This is a genomic window from Frankia gtarii (assembly GCF_025403375.1).
In the GTDB taxonomy this organism is placed as follows: Bacteria; Actinomycetota; Actinomycetes; order Frankiales; family Frankiaceae; genus Frankia; species Frankia gtarii.
Map to the genome: position 1 here is coordinate 1 of NZ_JAMPTM010000565.1, position 1,001 is coordinate 1,001.

Annotated in this window: 1 protein-coding gene; it reads left to right on the forward strand. The window is 67.1% G+C overall.

Annotation, left to right across the window (positions count from 1 at the left end):
• Positions 1 to 104 precede the first annotated feature (104 nt).
• On the forward strand, positions 105 to 1,001 hold an 897-nt coding region (locus NBZ83_RS32315), incomplete at its 3' end, for a branched-chain amino acid ABC transporter permease (protein ID WP_261576534.1).

Genomic DNA, 1,001 nt, shown 5'->3' on the forward strand with positions numbered 1-1,001 from the left:
GGGCGGGAACTCGACTCGGTACGCGCTACTCGGAACCGCCTCGTACCGGCCAATCTGTGGGGGCACAGCGACCCTGCTCCGCGCCCGAGCCTGAGGGAGAAGTCGTGGTTCAGTATGTGATCGCCGGTCTGGTACTCGGCGGGATCTACGCCATCGCGGCCGCCGGCCTGGTGGTCACGTACCTCTCGGCCGGCATCCTCAACTTCAGCTTCGGCGCGATGGCGTACTTCGTCGCCCGGTTCTTCTACTTTCTGCACACGGAGCACCACTGGCCGATCCTCGGCGCCGCCGTCGTCGCGCTGCTCGTCGTTGGACCGGGCCTGGGGGTACTGCTCTATGCGGCCCTCTTCCGATTACTGCGCCAGTCGTCTCCGTTGATCAAAGTGGCGGCGACGCTCGGGATCAGTGTCACGATTCCGGCGATCGCCACTCTTCTGTTTGGCAACGACACCATCCTGAAGGCCCCGGGCCTGGCCCCGGAGCCGGTACACGTCTTCCAGGTCAACGGTGTCCCGGTCACCGCGGACCAGATGATCGTCTATGGCTGCGTCATCCTCACTGTGGCCATCGGCGCGGTGGTCCTGCGCTGGACCGAAGTGGGGTTGCGGGTGCGGGCGATGGTCGACTCGCCCGCCATGACGTCGCTGTCGGGCACCAACCCCGGCGTGGTGTCGGTCGGGGTGTGGGCGGTGAGCACCTTTCTGGCCGGGTTGTCGGGGGTACTGTGCACCCCGATCATCGGTCTCGATGCCGGTAACTTCACGACGCTCATGGCGGCGGCGTTCGCGGCCGTGATCGCGGCCAAACTGCGCAGCCTCCCGGTTGCCGTGGTGGTCGGGCTCGGCATGGGGGTCGCCGGTGGGCTGGTGCAGTACTACCTGCCGTCCGACAGCTCGCTGACCGCCGCGGTCATCCCGGCCATCCCCTTCGTGGTGACGGCCGTCTTCCTGCTCTACAACATGGCCCGGTGGGGCCGGGTGAACGAGAACGAAGGGGTGGGC